The organism is Rhizobium sp. CB3060, from assembly GCF_025200735.1.
Lineage (GTDB): Bacteria > Pseudomonadota > Alphaproteobacteria > Rhizobiales > Rhizobiaceae > Rhizobium.
In genome coordinates, this window is record NZ_CP104158.1 from 3731618 (window position 1) to 3757397 (window position 25780).

Here is a 25780-nt window from a genome sequence, read left to right on the forward strand (position 1 = left end):
GTAGGCAATAGTGAATGGCTCGAAGGCAATTCTATTGCTTATTGCCTATTGCCTAGCCTTACCGCTGCTTGCGGCGCAGGCGGATGACGACGTCGACATGGGCGATTTCCATGCCCCTTGGCGGTTCCGGCAGGTTGCCGATCGTCAGATTGCTGATCGGAATATCCAGAACTTCGTTCTGGCCTTCGATGAAGAAGTGGTGATGGTCGGACACGTTGGTGTCGAAATAGGTCTTGGTGCTTTCGACGGCGAGAACGCGGATCAGGCCGGCCTCGGTGAACTGATGCAGCGTGTTGTAGACGGTGGCGAGCGAAACCGGCACACCGGCGGTGACCGCCTCTTCGTGCAGTTCCTCGACGGTTAAGTGACGGTCGCCCTTGGCGAAGAGAAGGTCGCCAAGGGCGACGCGTTGCCGGGTCGGTCTCAGGCCTGCGCTGCGCAGCCTGGTTTCGATCGCGATTTCGGCCTCTTCCGCCATTCAGGGAACTCCGGATTCCTGATCTCTATAAATCTTTACTAAGCCATATAACTTTTGCACGAATTGCTTTCAATAGTTTCAATAGGGTGGGAAGGCGGTCAAAAGCCGTAAAAATAGGGTTTTTGACGCATTTGCCTCTGGCCGCAGCCCTGGCCTTCCTGTATGCGACCACCACATAACAGTGAAGTGTGTTCGATCGAACGGTGGAATGCGAGCGTCATGCTTGCGCTTCATTTTCTGTCGATCTTACACTAAAGCTTCACATCAATCGGCATTCACCGGGGGAAACGGAACTTTATGACGACGAGACAATCCAGCTTCAACTATGAGGAAATCCTGGCCTGCGGCCGCGGCGAACTGTTCGGCCCGGGCAATGCGCAGCTTCCCCTGCCGCCGATGCTGATGGTCCATCGCATTACAGATATTTCCGAAACCGGTGGCGCCTTCGACAAGGGCTATATCCGCGCCGAATACGACGTGCGTCCCGACGACTGGTACTTCCCTTGCCATTTTGCCGGCAATCCGATCATGCCGGGCTGCCTCGGCCTGGACGGCATGTGGCAGCTCACCGGCTTCTTCCTCGGCTGGCTCGGCGAGCCCGGCCGCGGCATGGCGCTTTCCACCGGCGAAGTGAAGTTCAAGGGCATGGTTCGTCCGGATACCAAGCTTCTCGAATACGGCATCGACTTCAAGCGCGTCATGCGCGGCCGCCTCGTTCTCGGCACCGCCGATGGCTGGCTGAAAGCGGATGGCGAAGTCATTTATCAGGCGACAGACCTGCGTGTAGGCCTGTCAAAAGACAAGACTGCCTGAGCTGCGGCACCGCCGCCCCACAAAGACAGAGCTTTTAGAAAAGGTCATCGACATGAGACGGGTAGTAGTTACGGGTCTGGGTATTGTCTCTTCGATTGGAAACGATGCGCAGGAAGTCACCGCCTCGCTGCGCGAAGCCAAGTCGGGCATTTCTTTTTCCTCCGATTTCGCCGAACACGGTTTCAAGTGCCAGGTCTGGGGTTCGCCGAAGATCGACACGACGGATCTGGTCGACCGCCGCGCCATGCGCTTCCTGTCGCAGGGCGGCGCGTGGAATCATGTCGCGATGAAGCAGGCGATTGCCGACAGCGGCCTCGAAGAAAGCGACATCAGCAATGAGCGCACCGGCATCATCATGGGCTCGGGCGGCCCGTCCACCCGCACGCTGATCGAAGCCGCCGATATCACCCGCAAGAACAACAGCCCGAAGCGCATCGGCCCCTTCGCCGTTCCGAAGTCGATGTCGTCGACCGCCTCGGCAACGCTCGCCACCTGGTTCAAGATCCACGGTGTCAACTATTCCATCTCGTCTGCCTGCTCGACCTCGGCGCACTGCATCGGCAATGCCGCCGAGATGATCCAATGGGGCAAGCAGGACGTCATGTTCGCCGGCGGCCACGAGGATCTCGACTGGACCATGTCGAACCTCTTCGACGCCATGGGCGCCATGTCCTCTGACTTCAACGAGAATCACCCGGAAACCGCCTCGCGCGCCTATGATGCCAAGCGTGACGGCTTCGTCATCGCCGGCGGTGCCGGCGTGCTGGTCCTGGAAGAGCTGGAACATGCCAAGGCGCGCGGCGCTAAGATCTATGCGGAAATCGTCGGCTATGGCGCCACCTCTGATGGTTACGACATGGTCGCTCCATCGGGCGAGGGGGCTGTGCGCTGCATGCGTCAGGCACTTGCGACCGTAAAGGGCGACATCGATTACATCAACACCCACGGCACCTCGACGCCAGTCGGCGACAGCAAGGAAATCGGCGCCATCCGCGAGGTTTTCGGCAGCAACATCCCGCCGATCCAGTCGACCAAATCGCTGACGGGCCATTCGCTCGGTGCAGCTGGCGTGCAGGAATCGATCTATTCGATCCTGATGATGCAGGAGCGCTTCATCGGCGAAAGCGCTCATATCACCGAACTCGACCCGGAATTCGAAGGTGTGCCGATCGTGCGCAAGCGCATCGACAATGCCAAGATCGACACGGCTCTTTCCAATTCCTTCGGCTTCGGTGGCACCAACGCCACGCTCGTATTCCAGCGCTATAACGGATAAAGCAATGACGGGAATCATGCAGGGTAAGCGCGGCCTCATCATGGGCGTCGCAAACAATCATTCCATTGCCTGGGGTATTTCGAAGGCTCTTGCGGCCGAAGGCGCGAGCCTTGCCTTTACGTTCCAGGGCGAGGCGCTCGGCAAGCGCGTCAAGCCGCTCGCCGCCGAAGTCGGCTCCGATTTCCTTCTGCCTTGCGATGTCGAGGATATCGCCTCCGTCGATTCCGTTTTCGAGGAGATCAAGGAGCGCTGGGGCAGGCTGGATTTCATCGTCCACGCCATCGGCTTTTCCGACAAGAACGAGCTGAAGGGGCTCTATGCCAATACCACGCGTGATAATTTCACGCGCACCATGGTGATCTCCTGCTTCTCCTTCACCGAAATCGCCAAGCGCGCCGCCGACCTGATGGTCGAAGGCGGCAGCATGTTGACTTTGACCTATAATGGCTCGACGCGGGTTATCCCGAACTATAACGTCATGGGCGTCGCCAAGGCGGCTCTGGAAGCCTCCGTGCGCTATCTCGCCGCCGACTACGGCCCGCGCGGCATCCGCGTCAACGCTATCTCGGCCGGCCCGATCCGCACGCTCGCCGGCGCCGGCATTTCCGACGCTCGCGCCATTCTCTCGTGGAACCAGCGCAACGCGCCGCTGCGCAAGTCGGTCACCATCGACAATGTCGGCTCCTCGTCGCTTTACCTGCTTTCCGAGCTTTCGGCGGGCGTCACCGGCGAAATTCATTTTGTCGATGCCGGCTACAACATCACCTCGATGCCGACGCTGGAAACGCTGTCGAGCGCGGACGCCGAATAATTTCCGCTCGGAATTGTCCCCCGCCGCCATCGGCTGTGGGGGATAGGTTTCTCGGGAATGTTGTCACCGGGATCCGCAATGACGTTCAACAAGGCTGAACCCCTCGCATCCACCGAACGTCTCATTCTCCGCAGCTTCGTGCCGGAGGATTTCGAGGCTTACAGCGCCTATCGTTCCCAGCCAGCCATCTACCGCTTCCTCTACAGCGACCCGCCATCCGCGCAGGAGATGCGGGAGCGTTTCGACGCCAGCCTTAACACGCGCCTGTCGGAAGATGGCGATATCCTGCGCTGTGCCGTCATGAGAAGCGAGGATGATGCCCTGCTGGGCCAGGTCAGCCTTAAGCTTGCCAGCAAAGCCGCCCTTCAGGCCGAGGTCGGCTATATCTTCAATCCGGCCTATGCCGGCAAAGGATATGCGACCGAGGCGGTGCGGGCCATCATCACGCTCGGCTTCGATAGATTCGGCTTCCACCGAATTTTTGCACGGCTGGACACGAAAAATACCGGCTCCGACGGCGTTGTCGAACGGCTCGGCCTGCGGCGCGAGGCGCATCTGATCGAAAACGATCGCTTCAACGGCGCCTGGGGTGACGAATATATTTATGCGGTTCTCCGCCGCGAATGGGCCTTAAGAGCGCCGAATCAGGCGCGTTAATCTCCATTCGATAAGATTTTACGAAAATTTTAGGTTAATTCTATCTTGCCGGGGATGGCCCGTTACGGCTGGCCGGAATTCCGATACAAGGCAGGCATTCAACAGTATTTCCTGCATGTCCATCGGTATTCACTAGCCATTTACGGGAACCCCAGCCGTGAACACCATAACTGTTGCCAGTTCCAAGCCGCTCGATCCATTGGACGAGAGGGCATCGCTCGAAGCCGCCGCCACCGCAAGGGCATTGGGGCCGGATATATTGCGTGCGCTTGCCATCCTGCTTGTCATGCTCGTGCATCTGCCGGCGGAAGCGACGCCACTGCCGCTCGCCGGGATCAGGCCCTATGGCTGGATTGGCGTCGACATATTCTTCGTGCTCAGCGGCTATCTCATCGGCACTCAGCTACTGACCGAAGTCGTGCGCGATGGTCGTGTGCACCTGAAATCCTTCTATCTGCGGCGTGCATTCCGGATCCTGCCGGCATTCTTCATGGTATTGGCCATCTACACCGTCTTCCCCATTCTGCGTGACGCGCCGACTATGCAACCGGCCTGGCGCTTTGCGACCTTTACCGTCAATTTCGGGCTTGATCCCCGATATGGTGGGGCGTTCACCGAGGCTTGGTCGCTGAGCGTCGAGGAGCATTTCTATCTCGCCCTGCCGGTTCTCATCATCTTGCTGAAGCGGCGCGCGACGGTGGTTTTCGTTGCTTTTCTGATTGCGACAATTTTGATGGCCGGCATGGGTCTGAGGTTTGCACTTTGGCAGAGTGACGTCGGCCCGGCTGCTGAAATGCAGGCCTACAGGGCGGCGCTGGCCGTCTATCTCAGGGATGTCTATTATCCGACTTACAATCGATTGGACGGACTGACCTTTGGCGTCGTTCTCGCAGCAATCCGGCTGTTCAAGCCGCTGCTTTGGGAAAGATATATGCCGCCATACATCGCGCTCGGTATAGGCAGCCTGTTCGTGATAGTGGCTCTCGTGATCTTTTCCGTCCGCGGGCCGTTTGCTGAAACCAATTTGCCGCTTGTACTTCAGCCTCTTCCAGGCGCGGTCGTCGGCTTTCCGCTTTTCTCGGCGGGAGTGGCGTTCATTCTCGGCGCACTGCTGGACCTGCAGCCCAGGATCGCGCGCTGGCATCTTCCGGCCATATCGGGTATCGCCACGCTCTCCTACAGCCTCTATCTGACCCATAAGGGCGTCTACCATCTCGACCAGATGGCGTTCGGCAAGGACAATCTTCAGGGGCTCTCGGGCTTCGTCATCTATTTCGCCACCTGTTTCATCGTGGCGGCGACGCTCTGGTTTCTCGTCGAAAGAAACTTCCTGACCCTGCGCGATCACCTGATGCCCCGCTCGAGCCGAACCGGCTAAATCCTTCGCATATAAAAAGGCGGCCGATTGGCCGCCTTTGTCGTTTACTTCTTCGCCCACAGCACCTTGAAGCGAGCATTGCGGCAGGTCTCGCCATGCTCGCGGAAATTCTCCGCCAGCACCGGCTCGTAGGGCAGGCCGCGATTGGCGACCAGCATCAGGCGGCCGCCGCCGCGCAGTGCCGAGGATGCCGCCTTGATCATCGCCTGGCCGAGCGAAGGCTCGGCAGCATGGCCCTCGTGAAAGGGCGGGTTCATGATCACCAGATCGTATTTGTCCTTGACCGGCTCGCTTGCCAGATCGTGCCAGAAGAAGCGCTGGGCGACCTTCGGGCAGTTTTCCAGGAGATTGGCGCGGGCGGCCTCCAGCGCTGCGTAGTGGGCCTCGTAGAGGTCCAGGCGCGCGATCCGCGGCGATCTGGTCGCCAGTTCCACCGAGAGATAGCCCCAGCCGGCGCCGAAATCGGCGGCGTCGCCGGAAAAATCGGTCGGCAGGCGCGATGCCAGCAATTCGGAGCCGGCGTCGATGCGATCATGCGAGAACATGCCGGCAGCGGTGGTGAACCGGCCTTCGATGCGTGTGGCGGGCTTTGCCAATTGCGCTGTCAGAGCAGCGGTGTCTGCCGGCCGCGTAAACCAGAACGCCACGCCATGATATTTCGGCATGTGCTCGACATCCAGGCCAAAACCTTCGATGCGCTTGCGCAGCGGCTGAATGCCGTCTTCCTTGCCACCGGCGACGACGATCAGCCCGCCCGCCTTCACGCGTTTCAGCGCTTCGGCGATATGGGCTTCGTTCTCGCCCTTGTGCTTGGTGCAGAGCACCAGCGCGCCATCATAATCCTCGTCCTCGATCTGCGGCGTCACATTGACGCGCTGCGCCTGAAGCTGGCGATAAAAGGGACGGAAACCTTGTACGGCGGAAAGCTCGGCGGCAAAGCCGTCGGGCAGCGAAAAGCCGGCCTCGGCGCCGAGAAACAGGATCCGCTTACCCTCGCCGGGCGCGTCGACAGTGCCGGAGGCAAAGGGATGGAACAGGGTCTTCAGGGCATCGCGGCTCATGGGCATGGTCTCGTCATGGGAGTGGGTTTCGTCTGTCGGATATGCGCGCAGTTCTCGACCTCATGCTTGCCCCTCACCCTAGCCCTCTCCCCGTTGGGACGGGGAGAGGAGACGACAGCGCAAGACTAGATGCCTCGGTTTGGTGGGAGGGTAGTCGTCGAGCACAGTCGCTATCCCCTCTCCCCGCGTGCGGGGAGAGGGCTAGGGTGAGGGGCCGGGCACTCAGTATCAGCAAGGGCGGCCGGCGGCATTCAATATAAAAAGGGCGCGGAAAAGATCCCGCGCCCCGGAACATGAGTGAAGGCGGGGCTTATTCGGCCGCGTCGTCCTTCTTCTTTTCAGCAGCGATTTCCTGGCCGGTCGCCTGGTCGACAACCTTCATGGACAGGCGGACTTTGCCGCGCTCGTCGAAGCCGAGCAGCTTGACCCAGACCTTGTCGCCTTCCTTGACGACATCGGTCGTCTTGGCAACGCGCTCGGAAGCGAGCTGCGAGATGTGGACGAGGCCGTCGCGGGCGCCGAAGAAGTTGACGAAAGCGCCGAAGTCGGCGGTCTTGACAACAGTACCTTCGTAGATCTGGCCGACTTCCGGTTCAGCGACGATCGAGTGGATCCACTTGCGGGCCGCTTCGATTTCCTTGCCGGAGGACGAGGCGATCTTGACGGTGCCGTCGTCTTCGATGTTGATCTTCGCGCCGGTCTTTTCGACGATTTCGCGGATGACCTTGCCGCCGGAGCCGATGACTTCGCGGATCTTGTCGACCGGGATGTTCATGACTTCGATGCGCGGTGCGAATTCGCCGAGCTGGCCGCGGCTTTCGGAGATGGCCTTGGACATTTCGCCGAGGATGTGCAAACGGCCGCTCTTCGCCTGGTTCAGGGCGACATTCATGATCTCTTCGGTGATGCCTTCGATCTTGATGTCCATTTGCAGCGCGGTGATGCCGGCTTCCGTGCCGGCGACCTTGAAGTCCATGTCGCCGAGGTGGTCTTCGTCACCGAGGATGTCGGAAAGGACGGCGAAACGCTCTTCTTCCTTGATCAAGCCCATGGCAATACCGGCGACCGGCTTTGCCAGCGGTACGCCGGCATCCATCAGCGCCAGCGAGGTGCCGCAAACGGTCGCCATCGAGGAGGAACCGTTGGATTCGGTGATTTCGGAAACGACGCGCAGCGTGTAGGGGAACTGCTCTGCCGTCGGCAGCATCGGATGGACAGCGCGCCAGGCGAGCTTGCCATGGCCGATTTCGCGGCGGCCCGGAGAACCCATGCGGCCGGTTTCGCCGACCGAGTAGGGCGGGAAGTTGTAGTGCAGCATGAAGTTTTCTTTGTACATGCCGGTCAGGCTGTCGACATACTGCTCGTCTTCGCCGGTGCCGAGCGTGGCAACGACGATCGCCTGCGTTTCACCGCGGGTGAAGAGGGCCGAGCCGTGCGTGCGCGGCAGCAGGCCGACTTCAGCGAGGATCGGGCGGACCGTCTGCAAGTCGCGGCCGTCGATGCGGCTGGACGTGTCGAGGATGTTCCAGCGAACGATCTTCGCCTGCAGATGCTTGAAGATGGCGCCGACTTCTTCAGCCGTGTACTTGGCTTCGCCTTCCTCGGGAAGGAAGTGTGCCTTCACCTTGGCCTTGACGGCGTCGACGGCGGCGTAACGATCGGCCTTCTGAGTGATCTTGTAGGCTTCGCGCAGTTCGGCTTCGGCAAGGCCCAGCATTTCGGTTTCGAGCGCGGAGAAATCGTCCGGCGTGAAATCGCGGGGTTCCTTGGCGGCAACTTCGGCGAGCTTGATGATCGCGTCGATCACCGGCTGGAAGCCGCGATGACCGAACATGACGGCGCCGAGCATGACGTCTTCCGGCAGTTCCTTGGCTTCGGACTCGACCATCAGAACGGCTTCCTGCGTGCCGGCGACGACGAGATCGAGGCTCGATTCCTCCATCTCGTCGAGATGCGGGTTGAGCACGTATTCGCCGTTGATGTAGCCGACGCGGGCGCCGCCGATCGGGCCCATGAACGGAACGCCGGAGAGCGTCAGCGCTGCCGAGGTGGCAACCATCGACAGGATATCTGGGTTGTTTTCGAGGTCATGCTGGATGACGGTGACGACAACCTGGGTGTCGTTCTTGTAGCCTTCCGGGAAGAGCGGGCGGATCGGACGGTCGATCAGGCGGGAAACGAGGGTTTCGTTTTCGCTCGGGCGTCCTTCGCGCTTGAAATAGCCGCCGGGGATCTTGCCGGCTGCATAGGTCTTTTCCTGGTAGTTGACGGTGAGCGGGAAGAAATCCTGGCCCGGCTTCGGCGACTTGGCGGAAACGACGGTGGCGAGAACGACGGTCTCGCCGTAGGTGGCGATGACGGCGCCATCGGCCTGGCGGGCGATCTTGCCGGTCTCGAGCTTCAGCGGGCGGCCGGCCCACTCGATTTCGACGGTATGGATATCGAACATATCTTGTCCTTGCGTAGTGCGGGAAAAGGCGCTGTCGTCCATCGATTGGCAAGGCGCATCTTCAACCGCACGAAATGTGACGCATCACGGGCAAGACAACGAGAGGCTTTCGAAGATCGGCCGAAGCATGAAGCTTCGGCTGAAAGCATCCGGCAATCCTGCCCCATGACAGGTCAACGGTTGGTGTTGGCAGAACCGGCCCATCCGGCCTGCCGGCTGTCTCACATCGCGCAAACGGAAGCGCGACGGAACACGTTTGATGGGTTTCAAACCCTTCATAAGCATCCGGCGGACGTTCACGCGAACGCCCGCCGGAAAATTCGATTAGCGACGGATACCGAGGCTGGAGATCAGCTTGGTATAACGGCCTTCGTCCTTCTTCTTGAGATAGTCAAGAAGCGAGCGCCGGCTGGAAACCATCGTCAGGAGGCCACGGCGGGAGTGATTATCCTTCTTGTGGTCCTTGAAGTGGTTGGTGAGGTTGTTGATGCGCTCGGTCAGGATCGCAACCTGGACTTCCGGAGAACCGGTGTCGCCTTCGGCGGTAGCGTATTCCTTGATCAGCGCAGCCTTGCGCTCAGCAGTAATCGACATCGGATGGTCCTTTCTATGAGAGGAAATATGTCGCCAAACGCCGGGATGTCGTCCAGCATTGGCCGCGAATGCAATCGGGCAGGCCCGATGCTGGCGCTGCCTATAAACCAAATGAGCGACAATGGAAAGAGGGTTCTCCCTGAGGCGCTTTTCAGCGCCCCGCCATGGCATTCCGGATCAGCGCATCGTAACCCTTGGGATCCTGCAGCATGGCGAAATGGCTGACGTCTTTCAGGATGACGAGCTTCGCTCCCGGAATCTCCTTCGCCATCATCTGCGTATGGTCTAGCTTGACCGCCTCGTCATGGTCGCCGATGGCAAGCGTGACCGGCACCGTGATCTTTCCAAGGTCGGCGGCCGTCCATGTCGGTTGCGTGGCCCACATCTGCGAGAGTTGCTTGACAAAGGCATCGTATTCGTTCGGCGTCGGTGACAGTTTCTTGTAATACTCGCCGGCGACATTGATGTATTCGTTGAACGTCTTGTTGCTCATGACGTCAGGCTTTACGCCGTCGGTGGTGACATTTGCCGCCTGAGCGATCACGCGTGTCAGCTTGTCGGGGTATTTCATCGCCATGTCGATGCCGATGATGCCGCCATCCGACCATCCGACCAGCGTCACCTTGCCAATCTTCAGATAGTCGAGCAGCGCGGCGTAGTCCGAGGTCATCAGGTCGTAGCCGAAGGGCTGCTGGCTGCGCGTTGAGCGGCCATGCCCGCGGCTGTCGGCAACGATGACCAGATGATCCCTCGCGAAATCGGCAACCTGATGGCCCCAGACGTCGGCGTTCCCAAGTCCGCCATGGATGAAGAGGATTGGGTCGCCCGCACCGTATTCGGCATAATACATCTTGATGTCATTGACATCGGCCATGCCGCTCGTCTTCGGCTGCGGCATTGGCGGAAAAGCCGGCAGCCCGGCCCAGCGCTCGGCGGAATTCGCGCTCGCTGCTGTGAGGAACAACGAAAGGACTGCCAGTATTCCGATGGTAATTCTGCGCATGTTCTCTCCCCTGAGGGCCGTTATGGCCCGTCGGGGAGCATATCGCATCGCCAATTACCCGCAATAGCTGTATCTTTCGGCTGGCCGAACGTCAGCCGAACACGCGCTTCGGCCGGAATTCGCCCTGTCCGATCTCGCCGATGGCGATCAGCTTGCCGCGCGCCGTCGCATAGGCCTCGCTCTCGGCCACCGGCGCATCGCGCCCACGCACGAGAATGGGATTGCCCATCTTCAGGCGATGCGCCTGGTCGTCGTTGATGACGAGATGCGGCAGTGCCGACAGCGCTTCCGCCGTATCGATCAACAGAGCATCGAGAGCGGCGAGCCGTTCGTCCGCATCCTCGATTGCCTCGAGCGCGACGAGATTAGCGAGCGGCACCATCGTCTCTTCGGCGAAGGGCGCGACGAAGCTGCGGCGCAGGCCGGAAATATGGCCATAGCAGCCTAGATCGCGGCCGAAATCGCGCGCGAGGGCCCGAACGTAAGTACCCTTGCCGCATTCCACTTCGAAATGCGCCGTGTTGGCATCGGGGCAGGCGAGCAGCGTCAGACGGAAAATTTCCACCTCGCGTGACGGAATCTCGACCGTTTCGCCATCGCGGGCCAGATCATAGGCGCGCTCGCCGGCGATCTTGATCGCCGAAAACTGCGGCGGGATCTGGTGGATGACGCCCGTATATTTCGGCAGCAGCGCGCGAATATTCTCTTCGCTCGGACGCTTGTCCGAAGTCTCGGTCACTTCGCCTTCGAGGTCGTCCGTGGCGCGTTCCTCGCCCCAGGTGACGGTGAATTCATAGATCTTGCGGCCGTCCATGACGTAGGGAACGGTCTTGGTGGCGTCGCCAAGCGCGATCGGCAGCATGCCGGAGGCGAGCGGATCGAGCGTGCCGGCATGGCCCGCCTTCTGCGCCTTGAACAGCCACTTGATCTTCGAAACGGCCTCTGTCGAGCCGAAGTCCACCGGCTTGTCGAGGATGAGCCAGCCGGAAATCGGACGGCCTTTGGGTTTGCGTGGTTTGGACATTCGCTGTCTCTGTTATTGATCTTGATCGTTATCGTCTTCGAGATCGCGGCTGACCTCGGGCGAGCGCAGCAGTTCGTCGATCTTCTTGTAATTGTCGAAGCTCGTATCATCGCGGAAGCGGACTTCCGGCATGTACTTCATCTGGCGAAGCTGCGGGCCGAGACGGCCGCGGATATATTTCGCGTGGCGGTTCAGCGCCTCGATGACGGCGCCGTGGTCGGAGACGCCGAGCGGGGTCACGAAGGCGGTGGCGATCTTCAGATCCGGCGACATCCGCACTTCGGAAATGGAGATCACGGTGCGCTCGATCAGGTCGTCGCGCACTTCGCCGCGCTGCAGAACCTGCGTGATCGCTGAGCGCACCTGCTCGCCGACGCGAAGCATGCGCTGCGAAGGCGCGGAAGAAGTTGGTCTGGTCATGGTTGTTCCGTTAGCAGCGTCCCTTGGACGCGATAAAGCGGGTCAAATGACTCGATCCGGCGCAAAGGTCAAGGCTGGACAGGGTTTGCGGCCCGCCAGAAGCCGAGAATCCTTGCGAAAGCGGCGTCCTGTTCGGCCTGATCGGCAAAAGCGGATACCGGGATATAGGTGACGAAGGATTCGAGGTCGAATTCGATACGGTCGTTTCGGCGCCCAATATCTTGGATCTCCGACCAGGCAAGCCACATCGATGAGGCCTGCGTGTTCCATGATGCGCCTTCAGGGGTGATGACTACGGTGATCGTGATGTTTGGGCGAATGCGCGATTGCATCGCTGCCAGGCGTCGAGCTGCCAGCCAGCGGAAATAAGGGACCAGGACGACATAGAGAATCAGGGTCGGCACCAACCAGATAAACGCGATGTCGCCCGTATCGATTGACGCTGGTAGCTCGAAAATAGGAATGAAAAGATCGTTGCGCAGGAAATAGAAGAGCGCCGGCACGCCAGCGCCGCAGCCGATCGCCAACAAGAGGGCCCAGCCCAATTTGCCGTAGCGGCTCACAGCGCGGCGAGCGGTAAAGCGGCGTCCAGTTTCCTGCATGACGGCGACATGATCGCTTGGCTGACGGACGAAGGATATAGCGATCCGGTCATCGCTTTCAGGCATTGCCGTCATCTCGACGCTTCTTCCTGTTCTTTGGTTCGTTCCAGGCACGGTGCACAGCGGCTTTACTTGCGAGGTCGTTTAAAACAAAAGACTTAGCCCTCAAAGAAAAACCGCCGGTTTCGGCCGGCGGTTTTGATATCTGGCAAATCGAAGATTGCTTAGAGCGTACGGGTAATATGCTCGACGCGGAAGCATTCAATCGTATCGCCAACGCGAATGTCTTCGTAGTTTTCGAACGCCATACCGCATTCCTGGCCGACATTGACTTCGGAGACTTCGTCCTTGAAGCGCTTGAGCGTCTTGAGCTTGCCTTCGTGGATGACGACGTTGTCGCGCACCAGACGAACGCCGACGCCACGCTCGACCTTGCCTTCGGTGACGCGGCAACCCGCGACCTTGCCGACCTTCGTGATGTTGAACACCTCGAGGATCTCGGCATTGCCGAGGAAGGTTTCGCGACGTTCCGGAGACAGGAGGCCCGACATCGCCGCCTTCACGTCATCGACGAGATCGTAGATGATGTTGTAGTAGCGGATTTCGATACCCTGACGTTCGGCGAACTGACGTGCCTGCGCATTGGCGCGGACGTTAAAGCCGATGATCGCCGCATTGGAGGCTTCGGCCAACGACACATCCGACTCTGTGATCCCGCCTGCGCCCGAATGGACGATCCGGGCACGAACTTCGTCGGTGCCAAGCTTGTCGAGTGCGCCAGCGATTGCTTCGATCGAGCCCTGCACGTCGCCTTTGATGACCAGCGGGAATTCCTTCACGCCAACAGCCTGGAGCTGGGTCATCATCTGTTCGAGCGAGCCGCGCTGACCGGACTGGCGGGCAGCCGCCTTGTCGCGCGCCAGACGCTGGCGGTATTCGGAAATCTCGCGAGCGCGGCTTTCGCTTTCGACGACCGCGAACTTGTCGCCTGCCGCCGGTGTGCCCGACAGACCGAGAACCTCGACCGGCGTTGCCGGCGTTGCTTCCTTCACATGCTCGCCCTTGTCGTTGACCAGAGCGCGTACGCGGCCCCACTGATCGCCGGCAACGACGATCTGGCCCGGACGCAGCGTGCCCTTCTGCACGAGGACGGTGGCGACGGAGCCGCGGCCACGGTCGAGCTGGGCTTCGATGACGGTGCCTTCCGCCGTGCGGTTCGGATTGGCCTTGAGATCAAGGATTTCTGCCTGCAGCAGGATGGCTTCCAGCAGCTTGTCGAGGTTGGTGCGGTTCTTCGCGGAAACTTCCACGTCGAGCACTTCACCGCCCATGGATTCGACGAAGACTTCGTGCTGCAGCAGTTCCGTGCGGACCTTCTGCGGATTGGCTTCGTGCTTGTCGATCTTGTTGATCGCCACGATGATCGGAACACCCGCCGCTTTGGCGTGGTTGATCGATTCGATCGTCTGCGGCATCACGCTGTCGTCGGCTGCCACCACCAGGATGGCGATGTCGGTCGCCTGGGCACCGCGGGCACGCATTGCCGTGAAGGCGGCGTGGCCGGGGGTGTCGATGAAGGTGATCTTCTGACCGTTCTGCTCGACCTGATAGGCGCCGATATGCTGGGTGATGCCACCGGCTTCGCCGGCCACCACGTTGGCGTGGCGGATGGCGTCGAGCAGCGAGGTCTTGCCGTGGTCGACGTGGCCCATGATGGTGACGACGGGAGGACGGGAAATCAGTTCGCCATCCTCGTCGGCAACATTGAAGATGCCCTGTTCGATATCGGATTCCGAGACGCGCTTGACCGTATGGCCGAATTCGCCGGCGATGAGCTCGGCCAGGTCGGCGTCGATAACGTCGCCCGGCTTCATCATCTGGCCTTCCTTCATCAGGAACTTGATGACGTCGACGGCGCGTTCGGACATGCGCTGCGACAGTTCCTGAATGGTGATGGTCTCCGGCAGCACGACTTCACGCGAGATCTTCTCGCGCGTTTCCTGCATCTGGCTGCGGCGGAACTTTTCCTGGCGGCGGCGCATGGCCGAAAGCGAGCGGCCACGGGCATTGCCGTCTTCGTCGACATCGGCCGTCGTCACCGTCAGCTTGCCGCGGCGGCGGTCATCGTCGGTCTTCGGACGCGTGGTGACAGGCTTTGCCGGTTCAGGGCGCACGAGCTTCCCGCGTACCGGGCCGCCACGCGACGGGCCGCGATCGTCTTCCTCTTCATTGACCCGGCGGCGGCTGACCGGTGTTTCCGTGGCAGCAGCGCCGGGGCGCGCAGCCTGGGGAGCCGCATCCGGGCGACGAGCAACGACAGGGGCTGCGGCCGGCTGAACCGCCGGCTTCGGTGCTTCCACCTTAGCTTCGACCGGCGCGGGCGCCTCGACCTTGGCTTCGGCGGCGCGGGCAGCCTCTTCGGCGGCGCGGCGGGCAGCTTCGGCCTGTTCGGCGATGCGACGTGCTTCTTCTTCCTGCTGGCGGCGAGCCTCTTCCTCAGCACGGCGGACCGCATCGGCGGCATCGCGAGCCTGGGCTTCGGCCAGTGCGCGGCGCCGCGCATCCATTTCGCCGGCCGACAGATGGTTCAGAACCACCGGACGCGACGAACGATCCTGCTGCGGGCGCTGCTGGTTGTTCTGGTTGGATTGCTGCGGCCGCTGCTGCTGGCCACCCGGCTGATGAATGCGCGGAGCCGGCTGCGGCGGGCGTGGCGGCTGCGGTGTCGGTTCCGCGACGCGCGTCACGGATGCCGTTGCGGCGGCCGTTGTCGTCGTCGGGGTGATCATTGGCTTTTCATCTTCAGGGCGTAGCGGGCGACGCTTGCGAGTCTCGACCACGACCGCCTTGGTGCGACCGCGGCCCATGTCCTGGCGCACGGTCCCCTGGTTCACGCCTGAAGGCTTCAGGGTGAGGGTCTTCTTACCCGAAACACTCAGCGTCTTGTCGTCTTTATTGTCGGTCATTCCGTTCCCGTTCCTTCGGACAGGGTACGGAATCGTCCGTCACACCCTGTCGTTCAATGCATGTACCTTAATGAGGCGTCCGGCATCGGCCGGTGACCGCGTCATTGTTTTCGCCGGCCAGCGCCGCCCGTTGCCCGGGACTGACCGCCGTTGCGGTACCGTTCGAGCAGGTTTGCGCGCTTCACTACACCCTCACCTGCCTGCCCTGCAAGCGCTGCGGCATGGATAAAAGCGTTCTGGCCCATCAGTTCTTCCATTTCCGCCTCCGTGAAGACACGGAATGACGGTATTTCTTCTTCAGTCTCCATGCCAAGATGCCAGGCCTTGCGTGCCTGGTCGATCTTGCGAACGCCGTCGGCAGCGGCATCCATCGCATGGAACACGGCACGTGCCGAGCCGTTGCGAACGGCGCCATCAACCTTCGACGAGCCGCTTACGAACTGGCCCGCCTTGCGCGCCATGTGCATCATCCCGGCAAGTTGCGCCGCAAGAAGGCGGTCGACGGTGGCGCCGAGATCGCTCGGTGCCGTCACCTCCGCCTTCAGGGCGCGGGAGAACATTTTCTTCGCCACTGCCTTGTCCACCAGCGCCCGGTCGAGTTTGACCCAGCATCCGCGTCCCGGCAGTTGCCGCTTCAGATCGGGAACCACGGTCCCATCCGGAGCGGCCACGAAGCGGATCAGCTCGTCCGGCGATCCGCTTTCGCGTGTTACGATGCACATACGGCCATTTGTGCCGTCGCCCGAGAGATCGTCGTCTTCCGGCGGAGCCTTCGGCCCATCTGCGTTTATCATGCTTCCTGCTCGGCCTCGTCCTCCGATGCCTCTTCGGCCTCGGCAGCGAGATCGGCTTCCGTGATCCAACCGGCCAGCAGACGGGCCTGCACGACCATCTGCTCGGCTTCGACGCGCGACACTTCGAGCTTGGAGAACAGGCCTTCGAACTTCTTCGTTTCGCCGTTCTTGCGCTCGGTCCAGCCGACGAGATCGTCAGCGGCGCAGCCGGCGAAGTCCTCGATCGTCTTGATGCCGTCCTCACCGAGGGCGACCATCATCTGTGCGGTCATGCCGTTGATCTGGCGCAGCTCGTCGGAAACGCCGAGCGCCTTGCGCTTCTCGTCCATTTCGGCTTCCAGGCGCTCCAGATATTCGCGGGCGCGATCCTGGATTTCCTGGGCGGTCTCTTCGTCGAAACCGTCGATGGACGAAATTTCGTCGAGATCGACATAAGCCAGTTCCTCGACGGCGGCAAAGCCTTCCGAAGCCAGAACCTGGCCGACCATTTCGTCAACGTCGAGTGCATCCATGAACAGGTTGGTGCGCTCGTTGAATTCCTTCTGACGGCGTTCCGATTCCTCGGCTTCCGTCATGATGTCGATGTCCCAGCCGGTGAGCTGCGAAGCGAGGCGGACGTTCTGGCCGCGGCGGCCGATGGCGAGCGAAAGCTGCTCGTCCGGAACCACGACTTCGATGCGCTCGGCGTCCTCATCGAGAACGACCTTGGCGACTTCGGCCGGCTGCAGCGCGTTGACGACGAAGTTGGCCGGTTCGTTGGACCAGGGAATGATGTCGATCTTTTCGCCCTGCAGTTCGCCAACCACGGCCTGGACGCGCGAACCACGCATACCAACGCAGGCGCCGACCGGATCGATCGACGAGTCGTTCGAAATGACGGCGATCTTGGCGCGCGAGCCCGGATCGCGGGCAACCGACTTCACCTGGATGATGCCGTCGTAGATTTCCGGCACTTCCATGGTGAAGAGCTTGACCATGAACTGCGGATGCGTGCGCGACAGGAAGATCTGTGGGCCGCGCTGTTCGCGGCGGACGTCGTAGACATAGGCGCGAACGCGGTCGCCATAGCGGAAGTTTTCGCGCGGGATCATTTCGTCGCGGCGGATGATGCCTTCGCCGCGGCCGAGGTCGACGATGACGTTGCCGTATTCGACGCGCTTGACGGTGCCGTTGACGATTTCGCCGACGCGATCCTTGAATTCGTCGAACTGGCGGTCACGCTCGGCTTCGCGCACCTTCTGCACGATGACCTGCTTGGCCGACTGCGCGGCAATGCGGCCGAAATCCATCGGCGGCAGCGGATCGGCGATGAAGTCGCCGAGGGCGGCGTCGGGGTTGCGGTCGCGGGCCAGTTCCAGCGGGATCTGCGTGGAATAGTCCTCGGCCTTTTCGACGACTTCGAGCAGGCGCTGCAGGCGGATTTCGCCGGTCTTCGGGTTGATGTCGGCGCGGATGTTCGACTCCGTGCCATAACGCGAACGCGCGGCCTTCTGAATCGCGTCCGCCATTGCGGCAAGCACGATCTCGCGGTCGATGACCTTTTCGCGCGCCACTGCATCTGCGATCTGCAGAAGTTCTAGCCGGTTCGCACTGACTGCCATTGTCTTTAGTCTCCGTCTTCCTGCCCTGGGGTTCCCGTCCCGTGAGCGGTTCGTTGATCGGTTATTCTTCTTCGTCCGCTTCGTTCTGGTTCGCAGCCTCGGCTTTCGCCAGCTTGTCGGCGCGCAGCGCATCGCGGATGAGATCGTCCGTCAGGATCAGCTTGGCGTCGGCCAGCGTGCTGAACGGAATGGTCACCTTCGGCTCTTCGCCGTAAGCAACCTGGTCGCGCTCGATCGTAAAACCATCGGCGCTGACATCGGCGATCTTGCCACGGAACCGCTTGCGGTTATCCACCAGGATCGAGGTCTCGCACTTGATGAGATGGCCGATCCAGCGGCTGAAATCCGACTTGCGCACCATCGGGCGGTCGATGCCGGGCGAAGACACTTCCAGATGATACGCTTTATCGATCGGATCTTCCACATCCAGCACCGGCGAAATCGCCGTCGAGACCTCTTCGCAATCCTCGACGGTCATGGTGCCGTCGTTGCGCTCGGTCATGATCTGCAATGTCAGGCCGTTCTGATTGAGGAGGCGCGCGCGCACTAGGCGGAAGCCCATGCCGACGAGCACGGGCTCGATGATGGCGGCGATGCGCTGGTCAAGGCCGGTTTCGACGATCAGCCGCGGTTCATTGACATTGTCTGCGTTTGTCTCTTCCGACAAGCGTTCACTCCTGCATTGTCCATGCATTTGGAGATCGAGCTAATAAAAAAGAGCGGGTCCTTGCGGCCCACTCTTCATCACACGATCAAGAATTTGATGCCGATATAAGCCCGTTCCCGTCAAATTGCAAGGTCTTCGCAGCGAAACCCGGCTTTCGCGGTTATTTGCGGAATTCTCCAGTAAATACCGCGAAACCTTCCGAACCCAGCGTATAACGCCATGGCTTGATTCTTTGGCGCAATGATCCGCAAGTGCGCGCCATCAGTAGTAAGGCGAGATGCACAACCGTCGTGGACCGTAAACGCGCATAGCACTAGCGCGCCGCGTAAAGGGCGGCAGCACTTGATTTCCAAGCTGGCGATCGCGCCGGTAAGGTTGACTTTGGTCGCCATTTCCCCCGCAACGGTGCAGTGCTGCACGGCCGACCGCATCGCTGGCGCCTCAAACGATCCGCAGCCAAGCCTCTCCATGCCCTGCGAAAGTCACCTCAACCGGTTTTCAGGCCTTGTTGGTGAACCAAATCGTCGGTGCGCCCAACACGCCTCCCCGGCGCATCGCGGCCCTTAGTTCTTCCAGTTTACCGAAGGCTTGAGCTGCTTCAATCGTGGCAAACTCATGGATGACGGTAACGTCGTTGGGATTGTCGGTGGCTTGAAAGACCGCCTCTGCTGTAACCCCGTTTGCCTTCTGTACGGGCCGAAATTCATCGTATACTTTACGCCAGGCCGCGTAGTCCGAAACGTCGTGCCTTACAAACAGCGTCGTCATCTCATCCTCCCGCTTTTGTATTTTCACGTTGGGACGTCTGGCGTGTCAGCATATCACCGAAGAGACTCTCGCGCTTGAGGAATATCTGGCCGCTCGCGCTTCTGGCGATTTCTTGAGAGCGCGGACAAAGCGGACCTTGCGTCTGGGTCAGGTAAGTTCTTACAATCCTGTCGGCGAGGGACGAGAGCGGAAAAGCCACACCACTTGCGGAAAGCACTCAAAAGCTGCCGCAGGTCGCACCTGCCGCCAAATTCCGCTTATTTCAGCACGCCGAGCATCGAGCTGTCGGGATAGCAGGTGGGCTTGCGGCCGCTTTTTTCCTGCCATTGGCCGATCGACCGCCGGGTCTTGTAGCCCGGCAGTCCGTCGGTGCCGCCGACGTCGTAACCCTTGTGCTCCAGGGTCATCTGCATGCCGGCGACGTCGGAGCGCAGCATCTTGCCGACATCGCCCCATTTGCCCTGGAACGCGCCGGAGCCGTAGGTAATGCGGTCGGCGAGATTGCCGATATAGAGGCCGTAGAGGTCGGAATTATTGTATTCCTTGATGACGTAGAAATTCGGCGTGACGATGAATTCCGGTCCGTCGCGGCCGGCCGGCACCAGCATCATGCCGCTGGCGCGCAGCTCATCGGACGGAAAAGCCTTGCCGGCGATCCTGGTGATCCCGAGCGCGTTCCATTGTGAAATCGGCTTGGCAAGATCCGGCCCTTCCTGCGCGCAGGACACGTTTTCCGGGATCGTCACTTCATAGCCCCAGCCGCGGCCGCGCTGCCAGCCCTTCTGCACAAGATAGTTGGCTATGGATGCGAGCGTATCCGGCACGGACGTCCAGATGTTGCGATGGCCGTCGCCGTCGAAATCAACAGCGTATTTCAGGTAGCTGGTCGGCATGAACTGCGGTTGGCCGAGCGCGCCGGCCCAGGAGCCCATGAACTGATCCGGCGTGACATCGCCATGCTCGAGAATGCCGAGTGCTGCGATAAGCTCGGTACGGAACATTTCCTTGCGCGTCGACATAAAGGCCTTGGTCGCCAGCACCTGGATCGCCGAATTCGGCAGTTTCGCCGCTCCGAAGCCGGTCTCGCGGCCCCAGATCGCCAGCACGATCGGACCGGGCACGCCATAGACCTTTTCGATCCTCTTCAGCGTCGGGCCATATTGCGAAGCGAAGCTGCGTCCGGTCGTCGCCAGTTTCTGCAGCCGCGCCTCGTTGAAATAGGGAGCAGGCGAGGAGAATTCCGCCTGCGTCTGTGGCTGTTCCTTGGGCTTTGGGAAGCCCGGCGGGACGAGATCCGGCAGGTCCCAATTCAGCGTCACGCCGGAAAAAGCCGCCTTGAAGGTTTTTTCGGAAATGCCGTCCTTCTTTGCTTCCGGCCAGAGATTCTGTTGGATCCAGCTCTCGAATTGGGCTTCGACATCGGCTTTGGAGGCGGCGAGGGCGGGGAGGGGGAGAAGAGCAAAAAGGACGATAAGCGTGCGCAGAATATATCGCGCCGGGTGCACTCTCCTCATGCTCTGTCTCTCCTTCAAATCGTCGTCCGCGCCCGCAGCGCCGCTGTCAGCGTGCCTTCGTCGAGGTAATCGAGCTCGCCGCCAACCGGTACGCCATGGGCGAGGCGGGTGATTTTCACCTCCAGGCCGGCGAGCTGGTCAGTTATATAGTGTGCTGTGGTTTGCCCCTCGACTGTGGCGTTGACGGCGATGATGATCTCCCGGACACCGCCCTCGTTGACGCGCTCTATCAGCCCGCGAATGTTGAGATCGTCGGGTCCGACGCCATCGAGCGGCGACAGCACGCCGCCAAGAACGTGATAGGCGGCATTCATCGCGCCGGCGCGCTCCAGTGCCCAGAGGTCGGCGACATCTTCGACGACGATGATGACGGACTGATCGCGCCGGTCGTCGGTGCAGACGGTGCAGGGGTCGACAGTATCGACGTTGCCGCAGCGCGAGCAAATCTTCACCTTGTCATAGGCATCGCCCATGGCATGGGAGAGCGGGCCGAGCAACTGGTCCTTCTTCTTGATCAGGTGCAATGCGGCGCGCCGTGCCGAGCGTGGGCCGAGGCCCGGCACTTTTGCCAGAAGCTGGATGAGTTTTTCAATTTCGGGGCCGGTGACTCGCTTTGCCATGGGAGGCTTTTAGCTCATATGCTGAAGGAACGGAATCGCGGAAGGGATGAACGCCCTATGAAAATTCTGGCCGTCTGCATCGGCACCGCCGAAACACTGCCCGGCAAGAGCTACAAGACCGGAATTAACAAGCATGCGGTCGGCGGCACGGTCATGGTCGACGCCGAGGGTATCATCGGCGATGCCGTCTGCAATGGCGAACATCACGGCGGACGCGATCAGGCCGTGTATGTCGAAGGTTCGCTGACGCTGGATTGGTGGTCGAACGAGTTGGGGCGCAAGCTGGAACCCGGTGCGTTCGGCGAAAATATCGTCATCGAAGGGCTCGATAACCGCGAGGTCGCGGTCGGCGACAGATTCATAGCCGGCGATCTAGTTCTGGAGGTCACCTCGGCCCGCATTCCCTGCGCGACGTTCGCGGCGAAGATGGGTGATCCGAAATTCGTCAAGCGCTATACGCAAGCGGGCCGTCCCGGCATCTATTGCCGCGTCATCAAAAACGGCACGGCCACCGCCGGGACGCCGGTGACCTATGTCCCCTATGCCGGCGCCAAGGTCACCATGCCGGAAATGATGGCGACCTTCGGTAGACGATTGTCCCCGGAGGATCGGACGCGTTATCTCTCCGCGCCCATTCACTACAAGCTCAGGGCGCTTCTCGACGATGATTCCTAAAGCATGTGGCGCAAAAATGCGCAGCGGTTTTGCGATAACGACATGCGCAAAATCAAAGACCTAAAGCGCGAGGAGCGAATCCTAGAGATCGCGATACGCTTTAGACAAGCCCGGTGCGAAAACGCTCGAACAGTGCCCGACCTTCCGGCCAATCGCCAATTCCGGAATTCGCATTGATATGGCCGAGCGCGCCGACATCGATCAATGCGCTGCCCCAGACCGCAGCACTTTCCGTCGCATAGTCGAACGAACCAAAGGGATCGTTGGTGCTTGCGATGAGAAGCGACGGAAATGGCAGTCTTAAGCGCGGCGGATTGGCGAAGCTGGGGGCTTCCGTCAGATAGACGTCGCCCGTGGGATCGGGCGCCGAGACGAGGAAGGCGCCGAGGATGCCTGCAGGCGCAGATGCCGCCCAGTGCGCGACCAACTGGCAGGCGAGGCTATGGGCGATGAGGATCGGCGGCGTCCTGGAGCGGCGGATCTCCCAGTCGAGTGCGGCGAGCCAATCGGCCAATTCCGGCCTGTCCCAGCTCGTCGGCTGAAAGCGGCGCATCTCGGGGTCCTGCCGTTCCCACAGGGTCTGCCAGTGGCCTTCCCCCGAGCCGCCAAGGCCGGGCAGGATAATGATCTCACTCATGTCTTCCTCTCGTACTGTGTTGACGGAGGGAAGGTGGCATGCCGCATTGGCAATTGACATTGCAATCCATCGGGTAAAACTTGCTTCCGCCGATGAATTCAAGGCACGAGAATGGATAGCTTCGAGAGAGACCTAGACCCGACCGATTTGTCGATGATCGAGATCCTGCAGGAGGATGGGCGAATTTCCGTATCGGAACTTGGCCGCCGGGTAGGGCTTTCACAGCCCGCCGCGTCGGAACGCCTGAAAAGGCTTGAGGAACGCGGGATCATTGCCGGCTATCGCGCCGTCATTGATCCCGCTGCCGTCGGCCTCGGTATGATGGCAGTCGTCCGGCTGCGCACGACCCATGAGCACATACGCCCCTGCTTGAAACAGTTTTCGGAGATGCCGCAGATCATCGAGGTCCTGCGGCTGACCGGCGAGGATTGTTTCCTGCTCAAGGTCCTGGTGCCGACACCATCAGACCTTGAAACCATCGTCGATTCCATTGCTCGCCACGGCGCGGTGACCACGTCGCTGGTATTGCGGAACGAGCCGGCGAAACCGATCGGTCGCGAGCTCATCCGCAAGACGATGGCGCGTTGACCGCGTTGAAGCGAACGCTTCTCAGAAAGGCAGCTTGAACCCGGGCGGGATCGGCAGGCCGGCGGTCAGTTCGCGGGTCTTTTCGGCGGCCAGCGCCTCGGCCTTTTCCTGGGCGTCCTTGTTTGCAGCGACGATCAGGTCCTCGAGGATTTCAACGTCTTCTTCCTTGAAGAGCGACGGATCGATCTTGATGCCCAGCATCTGGCTCTTGCCGTTCACAGTGACGGTGATGAGGCCGCCGCCGGCTTTGCCTTCGGCCCGGATGTCGGCGATTTCCGCCTGCATCTTCTCCATCTTGGCCTGCATTTCCTTCACTTTGCCCATCATGCCCATGATGTCGCGCATCGTTGCTGGTCCTTCTCTTCCGTCTCTTTGTCTTGTTATTTTTGGCTACAATCTATGTCGAAAACCGCTTTACGCTTTTATCCTACGGCTCTTCGATTTGGTATCATACCCTTAGAATTCGATATCATCGCCCGGCAGAATATCGCCGTCATCGGATTCGGCAGTCGCCGGGGCGGCAGTTTGTTCTTCTTCCTCAGGGTCAGGCGCGCGGACGCGAACGTCGATGATCTTGGCGCCCGGAAATTGCGATAGGATCGCCGCCACATCGGGGTCCTGGCGGGCATCGGCGACCCGTTGCCGCTGCTCGTTCGCCTCGGCCTCCACCAGGGTCGGTTCGCCTTCGTCGCGGCTGAGGCTGACGATCCAGTGGATGCCGGTCCATTCCTTCAGCTTGACGGCAAGCTCGTTCAGCAGCGTCCCCGGCGCACCCGGCGCCAGGCTGACATCGAGCCGGCCGGGCTCCAGCCGCACCGGGCGAACGAAGCTGCGCACCAGCGCCTTTACTTTCGGATCACGCTTCTGGCCGGCGAGCTCGGCGATATCGGCCATCGAATTGACGGGAACCAAAGGCTTCGGCGCTTCGGCGGGTTTTGGCTCGATACGGCCGATCACGGGACTTGCCTGTGGCTGCGTATTCGGAACCGAGCGCAGCATGGCGACCGGTGCAGCCGGCGACGGGGCGGGCCGTGATGGTGCGGTTTCCACCGCGCGCGCCATGACATTGCCCTGATAGGAGACAGGCGTTCCCATGCCGTTGCCGGCAGATGGCACGGGCGATGGACGCGTTCCGCCGCCATTGCCATCCGAAAATTCGGCAAGCCGCCGCGCTGCGTCTTCCGGCGCCGGCAGATGGGCGGCATGCGCCAGGCGGATCAGCACCATTTCGGCGGCACCGGCCGTGCGGGCTGCGCTTTCGGTCTCCGGTATGCCCTTCAGCAGCATCTGCCAGAAGCGAGAGAGCGTGGTAACCGCCACGCCCTGGGCGAAATCAGCCGCCTTGGTGCGCTCGACCTCGCTCAGCGACGGATCGTCGGCGGCATCGGGCACATATTTCAGGCGGGTGACGAGATGGGTGAAATCGGCAAGATCGGTCAGCACGACGACAGGATTGGCGCCGGCTTCGTACTGGCTGTTGAATTCCGCCAATGCGGCGGCGACATCGCCCTTGATGACATGGTGGAAGAGATCGACGATGCGGGCGCGGTCGGCGAGCCCCAGCATCGAGCGAACGGCATCCGCTGCAACCACGCCGCTGCCATGGGCGATCGCCTGATCGAGCAGCGACAGCCCATCGCGGGCCGAGCCTTCGGCGGCACGGGCGATCATGGCGAGCGCTTCCGGCTCCGCCTCGATGCCTTCTTTCGCGGCGATGGTGGTGAACAGGCCGACTAGGTCGGAAGCGCTGATGCGGCGCAGATCGAAGCGCTGGCAGCGCGACAGCACCGTGATCGGCACCTTGCGGATTTCGGTGGTGGCGAAGATGAACTTCACATGCTCCGGCGGCTCTTCCAGCGTTTTCAGCAACCCGTTGAAGGCGGCCGTCGACAGCATATGCACTTCGTCGATGATATAGACCTTGTAGCGCGCCGAAACCGGACGGTAGCGCACCTGCTCGATGATCTCGCGGATATCGTCGATACCGGTATGTGAGGCGGCGTCCATCTCGATGACATCGACATGCCGGCCTTCCATGATCGCCTGGCAATGTTCGCCAGGCTCGCGCAGGTCGATGGTCGGGCGGTCGATCTCGGCGGTCTTGTAGTTGAGCGCGCGCGCCAGGATGCGGGCCGTCGTCGTCTTGCCGACGCCGCGCACGCCGGTCAGCATATAGGCCTGGGCAACGCGGCCGGTCTCGAACGCATTGGTCAGCGTGCGAACCATCGGCTCCTGGCCGACCATTAGGTCCGTGAAATCCTTGGGCCGGTATTTGCGAGCCAGAACCCGGTAACCGGTGCCGGTCGAAGCGGCATCTTTTGCTTGTCGCTCGGTGTCGCTCATCGCCCTGCTTGTCGCCCGCAGAAAGCCGGGCCTTGCTTTCG

The 25780-nt window shown here is 61.0% G+C and carries 25 protein-coding genes; 7 read left to right on the forward strand and 18 right to left on the reverse strand.

Annotated elements, in window-relative coordinates; translation table 11 throughout:
* Window positions 1-58: 58 nt before the first annotated feature.
* The gene (gene irrA / locus N2601_RS17900; RefSeq protein ID WP_104821509.1) at window positions 59-478 is read right to left on the reverse strand and encodes an iron response transcriptional regulator IrrA; all 420 of its coding nucleotides are present in this window, start codon (window positions 476-478) and stop codon (window positions 59-61) included.
* 297 nt (window positions 479-775) lie between these two features.
* Between irrA and fabA the strand changes: the two genes are divergently transcribed.
* The 5 genes from fabA (at window position 776) to N2601_RS17925 (ending at window position 5413) form a co-directional block, all read left to right on the forward strand.
* Window positions 776-1291, forward strand: coding sequence for a 3-hydroxyacyl-[acyl-carrier-protein] dehydratase FabA (gene fabA / locus N2601_RS17905; protein WP_028754668.1), 516 nt, complete (start codon window positions 776-778; stop codon window positions 1289-1291).
* A 52-nt stretch (window positions 1292-1343) separates the two neighbouring features.
* Complete coding sequence (fabB, locus tag N2601_RS17910) at window positions 1344-2567, forward strand: beta-ketoacyl-ACP synthase I (protein ID WP_104821510.1); 1224 nt, start codon at window positions 1344-1346, stop codon at window positions 2565-2567.
* 4 nt (window positions 2568-2571) lie between these two features.
* Complete coding sequence (fabI, locus tag N2601_RS17915) at window positions 2572-3378, forward strand: enoyl-ACP reductase FabI (RefSeq protein ID WP_104821511.1); 807 nt, start codon at window positions 2572-2574, stop codon at window positions 3376-3378.
* A gap of 78 nt (window positions 3379-3456) precedes the next feature.
* Entirely contained in the window at window positions 3457-4035 is a 579-nt protein-coding gene (locus N2601_RS17920; RefSeq protein WP_245463912.1) for a GNAT family N-acetyltransferase, read from the forward strand.
* 157 nt (window positions 4036-4192) lie between these two features.
* A complete protein-coding gene (locus N2601_RS17925; RefSeq protein WP_104821513.1) occupies window positions 4193-5413 on the forward strand; it encodes an acyltransferase family protein in 1221 nt (406 codons plus the stop codon).
* 44 nt (window positions 5414-5457) lie between these two features.
* Here N2601_RS17925 and N2601_RS17930 read toward each other — a convergent pair whose 3' ends face one another.
* The 14 genes from N2601_RS17930 to recR form a co-directional block, all read right to left on the reverse strand.
* Window positions 5458-6474, reverse strand: a complete 1017-nt coding sequence (locus N2601_RS17930) for a class I SAM-dependent methyltransferase (RefSeq protein ID WP_104821514.1) — start codon at window positions 6472-6474, stop codon at window positions 5458-5460.
* Between the two features lie 310 nt (window positions 6475-6784).
* Window positions 6785-8923: a polyribonucleotide nucleotidyltransferase gene (pnp, locus tag N2601_RS17935; RefSeq protein WP_104821515.1), complete on the reverse strand. Its 2139-nt coding sequence runs from the start codon at window positions 8921-8923 to the stop codon at window positions 6785-6787.
* A gap of 324 nt (window positions 8924-9247) precedes the next feature.
* On the reverse strand, window positions 9248-9517 hold the full coding sequence (rpsO, locus tag N2601_RS17940; protein WP_104821516.1) for a 30S ribosomal protein S15: 270 nt from the start codon (window positions 9515-9517) through the stop codon (window positions 9248-9250).
* 151 nt (window positions 9518-9668) lie between these two features.
* On the reverse strand, window positions 9669-10520 hold the full coding sequence (locus N2601_RS17945; protein ID WP_104821517.1) for an alpha/beta fold hydrolase: 852 nt from the start codon (window positions 10518-10520) through the stop codon (window positions 9669-9671).
* Between the two features lie 91 nt (window positions 10521-10611).
* Window positions 10612-11544: a tRNA pseudouridine(55) synthase TruB gene (truB, locus tag N2601_RS17950; protein WP_104821518.1), complete on the reverse strand. Its 933-nt coding sequence runs from the start codon at window positions 11542-11544 to the stop codon at window positions 10612-10614.
* Between the two features lie 12 nt (window positions 11545-11556).
* Window positions 11557-11964 (reverse strand): 30S ribosome-binding factor RbfA, encoded by a 408-nt coding sequence (gene rbfA, locus N2601_RS17955; RefSeq protein ID WP_104821519.1) that lies wholly within the window; start codon window positions 11962-11964, stop codon window positions 11557-11559.
* A gap of 68 nt (window positions 11965-12032) precedes the next feature.
* Entirely contained in the window at window positions 12033-12641 is a 609-nt protein-coding gene (locus N2601_RS17960) for a hypothetical protein (RefSeq protein ID WP_104821520.1), read from the reverse strand.
* A 149-nt stretch (window positions 12642-12790) separates the two neighbouring features.
* A complete protein-coding gene (infB, locus tag N2601_RS17965; RefSeq protein ID WP_104821521.1) occupies window positions 12791-15532 on the reverse strand; it encodes a translation initiation factor IF-2 in 2742 nt (913 codons plus the stop codon).
* 101 nt (window positions 15533-15633) lie between these two features.
* The gene (locus tag N2601_RS17970; RefSeq protein ID WP_104821522.1) at window positions 15634-16326 is read right to left on the reverse strand and encodes an RNA-binding protein; all 693 of its coding nucleotides are present in this window, start codon (window positions 16324-16326) and stop codon (window positions 15634-15636) included.
* Window positions 16323-17927 (reverse strand): transcription termination factor NusA, encoded by a 1605-nt coding sequence (gene nusA, locus N2601_RS17975; RefSeq protein WP_104821523.1) that lies wholly within the window; start codon window positions 17925-17927, stop codon window positions 16323-16325. The genes N2601_RS17970 and nusA overlap by 4 nt, the downstream gene beginning before the upstream one ends.
* Window positions 17928-17988: 61 nt before the next feature.
* Entirely contained in the window at window positions 17989-18594 is a 606-nt protein-coding gene (rimP, locus tag N2601_RS17980; protein ID WP_104821524.1) for a ribosome maturation factor RimP, read from the reverse strand.
* Window positions 18595-19092: 498 nt separating this feature from the next.
* The gene (locus tag N2601_RS17985) at window positions 19093-19362 is read right to left on the reverse strand and encodes an antibiotic biosynthesis monooxygenase (RefSeq protein WP_104821526.1); all 270 of its coding nucleotides are present in this window, start codon (window positions 19360-19362) and stop codon (window positions 19093-19095) included.
* A 257-nt stretch (window positions 19363-19619) separates the two neighbouring features.
* Window positions 19620-20876, reverse strand: coding sequence for a lytic murein transglycosylase (locus N2601_RS17990; protein ID WP_104821527.1), 1257 nt, complete (start codon window positions 20874-20876; stop codon window positions 19620-19622).
* A 14-nt stretch (window positions 20877-20890) separates the two neighbouring features.
* Window positions 20891-21496 carry a recombination mediator RecR gene (gene recR / locus N2601_RS17995; protein ID WP_104821528.1) on the reverse strand — a complete coding sequence of 202 codons (606 nt, stop codon included), beginning with the start codon at window positions 21494-21496 and terminating at the stop codon, window positions 20891-20893.
* Window positions 21497-21553: 57 nt separating this feature from the next.
* On the opposite strand from recR, the gene N2601_RS18000 reads away from it, so the two are divergent.
* A complete protein-coding gene (locus N2601_RS18000; RefSeq protein WP_245463913.1) occupies window positions 21554-22171 on the forward strand; it encodes an MOSC domain-containing protein in 618 nt (205 codons plus the stop codon).
* 100 nt (window positions 22172-22271) lie between these two features.
* Here N2601_RS18000 and N2601_RS18005 read toward each other — a convergent pair whose 3' ends face one another.
* Window positions 22272-22808: an RBBP9/YdeN family alpha/beta hydrolase gene (locus N2601_RS18005; RefSeq protein WP_104821530.1), complete on the reverse strand. Its 537-nt coding sequence runs from the start codon at window positions 22806-22808 to the stop codon at window positions 22272-22274.
* A gap of 111 nt (window positions 22809-22919) precedes the next feature.
* On the opposite strand from N2601_RS18005, the gene N2601_RS18010 reads away from it, so the two are divergent.
* Window positions 22920-23396 carry an Lrp/AsnC family transcriptional regulator gene (locus N2601_RS18010; protein ID WP_104821531.1) on the forward strand — a complete coding sequence of 159 codons (477 nt, stop codon included), beginning with the start codon at window positions 22920-22922 and terminating at the stop codon, window positions 23394-23396.
* 21 nt (window positions 23397-23417) lie between these two features.
* Here N2601_RS18010 and N2601_RS18015 read toward each other — a convergent pair whose 3' ends face one another.
* Window positions 23418-23741: a YbaB/EbfC family nucleoid-associated protein gene (locus N2601_RS18015; protein WP_104821532.1), complete on the reverse strand. Its 324-nt coding sequence runs from the start codon at window positions 23739-23741 to the stop codon at window positions 23418-23420.
* 111 nt (window positions 23742-23852) lie between these two features.
* A complete protein-coding gene (locus N2601_RS18020; RefSeq protein ID WP_104821533.1) occupies window positions 23853-25739 on the reverse strand; it encodes a DNA polymerase III subunit gamma/tau in 1887 nt (628 codons plus the stop codon).
* Window positions 25740-25780 lie beyond the last annotated feature (41 nt).